The sequence below is a fragment of the Wolbachia endosymbiont of Drosophila baimaii genome, assembly GCF_028982185.1.
GTDB lineage: Bacteria > Pseudomonadota > Alphaproteobacteria > Rickettsiales > Anaplasmataceae > Wolbachia > Wolbachia pipientis.
This window is the reverse complement of the sequence record NZ_JAPQLE010000051.1, coordinates 1-9,004: the sequence shown is the minus strand read 5'-3', so window position 1 is coordinate 9,004 and position 9,004 is coordinate 1. Positions and strand designations below refer to the sequence as shown.

Annotated in this window: 7 protein-coding genes; 4 read left to right on the top strand and 3 right to left on the bottom strand. The window is 36.1% G+C overall.

What is annotated here, in order from left to right:
• Window positions 1-191: 191 nt before the first annotated feature.
• From putA to secB, 3 genes are all read right to left on the bottom strand, one after another.
• On the bottom strand, window positions 192-3,332 hold the full coding sequence (gene putA / locus OZD66_RS01705) for a bifunctional proline dehydrogenase/L-glutamate gamma-semialdehyde dehydrogenase PutA (protein ID WP_182366255.1): 3,141 nt from the start codon (window positions 3,330-3,332) through the stop codon (window positions 192-194).
• 134 nt (window positions 3,333-3,466) lie between these two features.
• Window positions 3,467-6,052, bottom strand: coding sequence for an aconitate hydratase AcnA (gene acnA / locus OZD66_RS01700; RefSeq protein WP_182366256.1), 2,586 nt, complete (start codon window positions 6,050-6,052; stop codon window positions 3,467-3,469).
• 14 nt (window positions 6,053-6,066) lie between these two features.
• Window positions 6,067-6,570, bottom strand: coding sequence for a protein-export chaperone SecB (gene secB, locus OZD66_RS01695; protein WP_182366257.1), 504 nt, complete (start codon window positions 6,568-6,570; stop codon window positions 6,067-6,069).
• Window positions 6,571-6,734: 164 nt separating this feature from the next.
• Here secB and OZD66_RS01690 point away from each other — a divergent pair, with 164 nt between their 5' ends.
• The 4 genes from OZD66_RS01690 to OZD66_RS01675 all read left to right on the top strand — a co-directional run.
• On the top strand, window positions 6,735-7,385 hold the full coding sequence (locus OZD66_RS01690) for a Tim44/TimA family putative adaptor protein (RefSeq protein ID WP_182366258.1): 651 nt from the start codon (window positions 6,735-6,737) through the stop codon (window positions 7,383-7,385).
• A gap of 17 nt (window positions 7,386-7,402) precedes the next feature.
• Window positions 7,403-8,098, top strand: a complete 696-nt coding sequence (dnaQ, locus tag OZD66_RS01685; protein WP_182366259.1) for a DNA polymerase III subunit epsilon — start codon at window positions 7,403-7,405, stop codon at window positions 8,096-8,098.
• 44 nt (window positions 8,099-8,142) lie between these two features.
• Complete coding sequence (locus tag OZD66_RS01680; RefSeq protein ID WP_010962368.1) at window positions 8,143-8,751, top strand: SCO family protein; 609 nt, start codon at window positions 8,143-8,145, stop codon at window positions 8,749-8,751.
• 30 nt (window positions 8,752-8,781) lie between these two features.
• Window positions 8,782-9,004, top strand: a 223-nt coding sequence (locus OZD66_RS01675) for a hypothetical protein (RefSeq protein WP_275022028.1), incomplete at its 3' end; no start/stop codon positions are given.

Here is a 9,004-nt window from a genome sequence, read left to right as displayed (position 1 = left end):
ATAAAGTAGATAAGCCTAAACGCCATCATGTCTTTAGGAGAGTTTGCTAATGAAAGTTCTTAAGTTGACGCCATTGGCTGAACGGATACGATTTATTTCAGTGCATGAGCTGGTCCTTTTCGGATTTTAGCGCTGTGTACATAACTGCACGAACGTCTAGTTTAGGGGTAAGAAAAATTAGGGCCCGCAAATTAATCCAAACACATAAGTGTAGTGTTACCACCAAATGCTGTAGTGTTAACACTTACAACTTTTTCTGTAGAAAAACGCTGTAAATAATGAGGACCACCAGCTTTTGGCCCAGTGCCAGATAGTCCTCTACCACCAAATGGTTGTATCCCAACTGCTGCACCTATCTGGTTACGGTTGATGTAGACATTTCCAACTGATATTTTTTTACTTATAGTGTCAATTTGACTTTGTATACGACTCTGCAAAGAAAACGTAAGCCCATATCCAGTACTATTTATATCACTTATAACTTCATTTAATTGTGACTTGTTAAAACGTATGATATGTAAAATAGGACCAAATACTTCTTGCTTTAATTGCGAAATTTTTTGTATCTCATAAATATATGGAGGAAAGAAATAACCATTATGAGAATTTGTATCCATGGGTACTTTAAATAACAGATTTGAATCTTTATCCTCTGACATTTTTTGCGTATGTTGAGTGAGTATATCGATAGATGCTTTATCAATTATTGGACCAATATCAGTACTAAGTTGTATTGGGTCACCAATCTTGAGTTCTTGCGCTGCACCGCATATCATTTTTATCTGCTTCTCTGCTATGTCCTCTTGAATAAACAGCACTCTAAGCGCAGAACAGCGTTGGCCAGCGCTGCGAAACGCAGAAAGCAAAACATCCGTAGTCACTTGCTCTAAGAGAGCAGAGCTATCAACTATCATAGCATTGAGCCCTCCTGTTTCAGCAATAAGTGGTACGATAGGACCATCCCTATTTGCAAGCATTTTATTGATTATTTGAGCAGTTTGTGTTGAGCCAGTAAAAGCTACTCCGGCAATTCTATTGTCTGGAACTAATATTTTGCCTAAATATCCACCATCCCCAGGAATGAGGTGTAACACATTCTTTGGTATCCCAGCTTCATGTAGTATCTTAACAGCTTCGTAGGCAATAATCGGCGTTTGCTCTGCCGGTTTTGCCAGCACTGCATTACCTGCTGCAAGTGCAGCTGAGACCTGCCCAATGAAGATAGCGAGCGGAAAATTCCACGGTGATATGCATAAGAAAACTCCTCTGCCTTCAAAAAAGATGAAGTTATCTTCACCTGTTGGGCCCGGCAATTTTTTCCAGTCGCTCAGTTCATTTTTTGCTATCATTGCATAATAACGCAGAAAGTCGATTGCCTCTCTTACTTCTGCTATTGCATCGGATAAAATTTTTCCTGCTTCCACAATCAGAATGTAAATTAACTCTTTCATCCTTTCCTCAAGCAAATCTGCAGCTTTTTCAAGGCATTTAGCGCGCTCTTCTGCTGAAACATTCTGCCACTTAGCAAAAGCACTATGTGCTATTTCAAGAGCGTTTAAAGCTTGATCGCTTGTTGCACTTGACACTTCTCCAATTACATTTTCCAAATGTGCAGGATTCACTACTTCGATAAATTCAGCATTATCAAATAGTGCTTTTCCATCAATTATTGGTCCAACTTGCCACTTTTTTTCACTAAAACCCTTTATATCATCTGCAAATTGTGAGACTATCACAGAATCACTAATATCCATCCCCAAGGAATTTTTTCTTTCTGGTCCCAAAATATCTTGTGGTAATGGAATGCCTGGATGAGGTTCATAATTAAAATTTATAGCTTTTTCCAGTGGATCTGAAATTAACTCATCGATTTTAACGTTAGGATCACTTATTTGATTAACAAACGAACTACTAGCTCCATTTTCAAGAAGGCGTCTTATAAGATAAGGCAACAAGTCACTATGTTCCCCAACGGGTGCGTAGACACGACAGCTAACATTTGTTGCAAGCTCTGACATTGCATAATCATATAAGTCTTTTGCCATTCCATGTAAGCGTTGAAATTCAAATCCAGGGTGGTTTTTATCAGCAAGTTCCATGATAGAAGCAAAAGTATAGACGTTATGAGTTCCAAAGCATGGGTAAAAGCTGTTTGGTTTACTCAAAAGTTTCTGTGCGCACACGAGGTAAGATACGTCAGTATAGCTTTTTCTTGTAAATACTGAGTAATCATTTAATCCCAATTCTTGCGTACACTTGATTTCTGAATCCCAATATGCACCTTTTACAAGCCTCACCATAATTTTGTGCTTTGATCGAATAGCAACATCCTCTACAAAGTCAAGAACAGATAAAGCACGTTTTTGATATGCTTGTACAGCCAAGCCGAACCCTTCCCACTCAGAAAGTGATTCATCAAGCCGTAATTGTTCAAACAAGATTAAGGAAATTTCAAGCCTTTCTGTTTCTTCTGCGTCTATGCATAGTGAAATGTTGTATTTTTTTGCCTCGCGGCAGAGCTCTAAAACCTTAGTGAATATCTCACCAGCAATTCGGCCAAATTGACTAAATTCATAACGTGGGTGTAAAGCAGAAAGTTTGATTGAAATTCCATGGGATTTAAAACAATCATTTATTTCAGTGGATTCACCTATAGCTTTTATTGAGTGCATGTATGAATTAAAATACTCTTCTGCATCCTCAGTTGTGTGAGCAGCTTCGCCAAGCATATCAAAAGAGTATAAAAACTTACTATTGTCATCTAGTTTTGCGTACCTTAAAGCTTCTTCTATGGTTTCTCCAACAACAAAATGATTACCAAGCATAGACATTGCTTGTTTTACTGCTTTGCGAATGATCGGTTCTCCTAAATTCTTAAGTAACTTAGAAATTGCGTAATAGAACTTCGAATCGCCTTCATTATCTCTCAATATACTGCTACCTATCATTAAACTCCACGTGGAAGCATTGACGAACAATGAAGAAGAATATCCTAAATATTTACTCCATTCTTGATTGGCAATTTTATCTTTGATTAGCTCGTCTATTGTATAATCATCTGGTATTCTAAGTAGCGATTCAGCAAGGCACATCAATGCTATTCCTTCATCATTGGAAAGCGAGTATTGCTGCATAAAGGAATCTACAATACTTAATTTATTGTGTTTGATTTTTTCAATAACTTGTTTTGCAATATTATAAATTCTATTTTTTGAATCAGCCGAAAGCTCTGCTTTTTCTACAAGATAACGTATATAACTCTTTTCATCAGTACGATAAAATCCTTGTAAACGTTTTCTGAGTTCATTAGGTTCTTGTATAGAGCTTATCATATATAATTATCTCCAAAAAATACTCCGACACCATATGTATGGTGAAATTATATCATAACTTTGCGCAGAGCAAATTGCTATTTACAAAGGGATCAGGGCTGGCTAAAAGAAGTCCATGCAATAACTTCACTAAATCAAAAAGATTGTGGAAGTATGTAGCTCAACACTCCACCACACATCAAGTATTTAGTCTCAGTTGCGGTTTGTACACAGCATTTGAGTTGAATTGATTGCTTTGAATTATCCTTTCTTTTGATGATGCATTCTAGATTTCCACCTGGCACTATTTCACCTTTTATGCTTATTACCTCGCTACCATCAAATATCTTTCTGGTTATTCCATTTTGGAATATAAGTGGAAGAACACCCATGCCGACCAAGTTGGACCTATGTATACGCTCAAAGCTTTCTGCAATGACAACTTTAACCCCCAACAATAAAGTACCCTTTGCTGCCCAATCCCTACTTGAACCTGTGCCATACTCCTTTCCTGCCACAATGATGAGAGCTTCCTTGTAGCGCATTGCTGCATCAAAAATCGACATAGTTTCTTGAGAAGGAATATATTTTGTATAGCCGCCTTCGATGCTTACCATTTCATTTTTTATTCTAATGTTAGCAAAAGTCCCACGCATCATTACATTGTGGTTACCACGACGAGACCCATACGAATTAAAGTCCTGTGGCTCAATTCCAAGATTTTTTAAATATATACCTGCAGGACTACTTGAGGCAATATTTCCAGCAGGGGAAATGTGGTCAGTGGTTACGCTATCGCCAAACATTGCCAATATTTGTGCACCTTTTATATCGATTTTATTATTTTTAGGTGATAAATTATCAAAATAGGGCGGATTTTGTATGTAAGTGCTATTTGCATCCCAATTATAGATTTCACTTTTTTCACACTTTATCTTTCGCCAATGTTCATCACCAGAAAAAACATCCTTATACTTTTGTATAAACATCTCACGTGTTACCACACTTTTAACACAATCTTCGATTTCATTGTTTGTTGGCCATATATCTTTGAGATAGACATCATTTCCATTCTTATCTTTGCATATTGAATCTTTTGTCAGGTCAATTCGTACAGTACCAGCAAGTGCATATGCAACAACAAGTGGCGGAGATGCCAAGTAATTAGCTTTGACTAACGGATGAATTCTTCCTTCAAAGTTACGATTGCCAGACAAAACTGCAGCAACGGTTAAGTTTTTGTTTTTAATGCCATCTTCTATATCTTTATTAAGTGGACCAGAATTTCCAATGCAAGTTGTGCAACCATATCCAACTAAATTAAAGCCCAAAGCATTTAGATCTTCGTGCAATCCAGACTTTTCTAAATATTCTGTTACAACTTGTGACCCTGGAGCAAGAGAAGTTTTAACCCAAGGCTTTGATTTTAATCCAAGTTTAATTGCATTACGAGCTACAAGACTTGCAGCAATCATTACACTTGGATTAGAAGTATTAGTGCAGCTTGTTATTGCTGCAATAACTACACTTCCATCTTGGAGTTTATCGCTTTCCTTTGACTCATTAACTGAAAATGATTTAGAAAAAGACTCTGCCACTTGTGAAAGAAAAACTTTATCTTGTGGTCTTTTGGGACCAGCCATTACTGGCTCCACGCTTGATAAATCAAGCTCTAGTGTGTCAAAAAATGCTAACTCGTCACTACTACGCCACAGTCCTTGCTCTTTCGCATAAGCCTCAACTAGCTTAATCAGCTTTTCTGGCCTTCCGGTTAAGCTTAAATAATCTAGCGTTTTTTGATCAATTGGAAAAAATCCACAAGTTGCGCCATACTCCGGGGCCATGTTTGCTATAGTGGCTCTATCTGCCAAAGATAAATAATCTAAACCATCACCATAAAATTCTACAAACTTACCAACAACGCCTTTTGTTCTTAGGATATTGGTAACCGTCAGCACTAAATCGGTCGCAGTTACTCCTTCCGACAATCTGCCAATTAATTTAAATCCAACTACTTCTGGAATCACCATACTAATTGGTTGACCAAGCATCACAGACTCAGCTTCTATGCCTCCAACACCCCAACCAAGAACTGATAATCCGTTAACCATTGTAGTATGGCTGTCAGTACCAACTAAAGTATCAGGATATATGACTCCATCATTATTACACACAACTTGCGCTAAATATTCAAGATTCACTTGGTGGCAAATCCCTGTGTCAGGCGGCACTACTCTAAAATTTGTGAAGGACGATTCTCCCCACTTTAAAAATTGATATCTCTCCAAATTTCTTTTTACTTCTAACTCAACATTCTTACTGAATGCGGAAACACTTCCATAACTATCTACTTGAACAGAATGGTCAATCACAAGATCAACCGGTACAGACGGATTTATATTGCTTGGGTTTCCTCCATTTTTCTTAACATAGTCCCGCATTGAAGCTAGATCAACAACAGCAGGAACCCCTGTAAAATCTTGCATCAACACCCTTGCTGGTTTATAGCTAATTTCGTGATTAGTGTGTTTATTAACGCAGTCTGCTAGTACTCTTATGTCATCTAGCTTTACGTTTACTCCATCTTCATTGCGCAATAAATTTTCAAGCAGAACCTTAAGTGAGCAAGGCAATTTAGTCACATCTATTCCTAAAAATTCACTAGCACTACTTAGGCTAAAATAGTTGTATGACTTCCCGTCAATGTTTAAAGTCGTTTTTGCATTTAAAGAATTGTTCATCCTATCACACTATATTAGTTAAAATTGGAATTACTACCGTTACTTTTTTGTTGTTGACCTTGCTGCTCATACATAGTTTCAAAATCTATAGGATCTAGCATCAGTGGGGGAAATCCACCACTACTTGTAACTCTTGCAATTATTTCTCTTGCAAAAGGGAAAAGAAAAGTAGGTCCGCCAATAAACAAAGCTTGTCTTACCTCTTCCTCACTCAACTCTTTTAAATTTTCTATTGAAAAAATGCCACAATATTTCGTCTCACAAATGAAAGCTACACCATCTTTTATGCCTTCATCTTTTGCCGTTGCTTTGACTTCTATATGCAAAGTAATTTCATGAAAAGATTTTTCTTCATTCACTTCTTCTTTGTTTTTCGTCCCTTCTAATTTTGCTGAATTGATATTAACCATTACATTAATATCTGGAGCTTTACTAGAAGAAAGGAATGGCGAATTCGGATTCTCAAATGATAGATCTTTAACATATTGACCGTGAATTCTCATTTTTTGTTGTGGCATTTCTTACGTCTCCTTTAATTAAGTTGAGATATTTAATACTTTCTTATATAATATATTCATTTACAAACGAATAGCAAACCTGATTATAAGTTGATATGAAAAACATATTTTCATTAATAATTAATAATGTTCGGATACTTTATATGCCAAGGAGTTGAGTTACTATGATAGAGCTTGTAATATATGCTTTATTAGCGGCGTTCATTTTTTCACGTTTGTATAATTCTTTAGGAAGGTTAGCCAACCTCAACCTAAAAAAGCTAACTAATGTATTGGATGTAAGCCGAAGTAGAGAAGATGTAGTAGAAAACATTGAGGGTTACATTGATAGCAATGATGAAAATTCAATAAAAGTTACTTATAAACAAATATTAAAAAAAAACAAAGATTTTTCTATTTCCCACTTTATAGAAGGTTCAAGCATAGCTTTTGAATTAATAATAAAATGTTTCAATCAAGGAAATTTGTCTCAGTTAAAACCACTTCTCGATAAAGACTTATATGATAATTTTGCAGAGAAGATTAAACATCGTAAAGAGGTGCACGAGTCTATAATTGTTTCTATCGTTTCACAAAAGATTTTAGAAATAAAGCTAGTAAAAAACGCAGTGTTTATTGCAGTATATTTCCTTTCAGAGCAAATTAACTTCGTTAAGAACAATGAAGGAGATATAATATCAGGTAGTACATCCACTATTAATAAAGTTGAGGATGTATGGCAATTCAAAAAAAATGTTAATTCATCAGACCCAAGCTGGTTGCTTATTTCTATTCACTATAAAAAGACAAGTAACGATAAGACAAATGATAAGTAAGATGAGTTTTATTTGAAATGGAAAGCAAGCTACGCGAAATAGTACTTGACACTGAAACGACAGGTCTTGACACTGAATCTGGTCATCGAATTATTGAAATAGGGTGTGTGGAATTAATTAACCGCATTCCAACAGGTAAAGTATTCCATCGGTACCTTAACCCAGAAAGAGATATACCTTATCACTCGTTTAAGATTCACGGTGTTAGTGAAGAATTTTTAGAAGATAAACCATTATTTTCAGATGTTGCACTTGAATTTCTTGACTTTATATCTAATGATATTTTGGTAATTCACAACGCTGAATTCGATGTTAAGTTCCTTAACATGGAGTTAAGCAAGCTGAATGCTGGGTTAATTTCCTCAGACAGAGTGCTAGATACATTACCTCTTGCGAGGAAAAAATTCGCAGGATCACCTGCTTCTTTGAATGCATTATGTAAGCGTTTTGATATATCGCTAGAGAATAGAGAATTGCACGGAGCACTAGTTGATGCTCAATTGCTTGCAAAGGTATATGTTGAACTTACAGGAGGGTTACAAACCTTTCTGTTTGATAATGAATGCAATCAGGACAGTAACTCCACATTCGTTCAGCATAAAGTACGTAATCTAACTCCCAGAGAACATTTACCAAATAGTGAAGAAATTGATGAACATAAGAAACTGTTAGACAAAATTAACAATACACTTTGGAATAAATATATTGAATAGGTTAACCAATAAAGATACAATTCAATTTTACTGAGAGCATTCTAATGGTAAGGTTTATAAGATTATTATCTAATGTGCTAGCAGCATTAGCAGTTGTTTTTTTAGGTTATTGTTATTTCACTAAAAAAGGCATATTTGCCCCAGCAGCGATTCACAACGCAGAAGTTAAGATAGGCGGAGATTTTTCTTTAATTAATCAGGACGGACAGATCTTGCGCAGTAGTGATTTTAAAGATAAATACATGATGATTTTCTTTGGGTTTTCCTCATGCAAAAGAATTTGCCCTATGAACCTTGGAATAATTTCAGAAACACTTGCAAAGTTAGATGAGAAAACTAACAACAAGCTACAAACATTCTTCATCACAGTCGATCCTGAGCGCGATAGCACGGAAAGACTTAAAGAATTTCAGCAGCAATTTGACCACAGAATACAAATGTTAACTGGTGAAAGAGAAAAAATAGACGAAGTAATTGCAAAGTATAAAGTATATGCTAGCAAAGTTGGTGGAGAAGAAGAAATCAACCATTCTTCAATAATGTACCTTATTGGCCCTGGAGGAAAATATGTTACACACTTTGCAGCTGATTTAAATTCAGACGAAAGTCAATCTGATAAGATTTTGGCTGAGATAAGAAAATACGTAAACTGAATTATAGATTTTTCTGTTAATTAGTCGAGCATGCAACTGCATGAGCATTATGATTTGAGAGCAATCTCCATGGGAAGACACACACAACTGTACGAACGTTGTAGTTTGGGAGCAATTCCCACCAGTGGGGTGTCATCCCAGTGCCCAGACACTGGGATCCAGCTTCTATGCAACTTAATTAAAAACGTTTATTTTAGCGTAAGACAACTACCTTTAGCTCATCAGCTCAGTTATAAGCAAAATTTCTGGATTC

What these genes read in the sequence shown, in the direction of transcription:
- putA (WP_182366255.1), bottom strand. Translation starts at nt 3,332, where the DNA reads ATGATAAGCTCTATACAAGAACCTAATGAACTCAGAAAACGTTTACAA.
- acnA (WP_182366256.1), bottom strand. Translation starts at nt 6,052, where the DNA reads ATGAACAATTCTTTAAATGCAAAAACGACTTTAAACATTGACGGGAAG.
- secB (WP_182366257.1), bottom strand. Translation starts at nt 6,570, where the DNA reads ATGCCACAACAAAAAATGAGAATTCACGGTCAATATGTTAAAGATCTA.
- OZD66_RS01690 (WP_182366258.1), top strand. Translation starts at nt 6,735, where the DNA reads ATGATAGAGCTTGTAATATATGCTTTATTAGCGGCGTTCATTTTTTCA.
- dnaQ (WP_182366259.1), top strand. Translation starts at nt 7,403, where the DNA reads ATGGAAAGCAAGCTACGCGAAATAGTACTTGACACTGAAACGACAGGT.
- OZD66_RS01680 (WP_010962368.1), top strand. Translation starts at nt 8,143, where the DNA reads ATGGTAAGGTTTATAAGATTATTATCTAATGTGCTAGCAGCATTAGCA.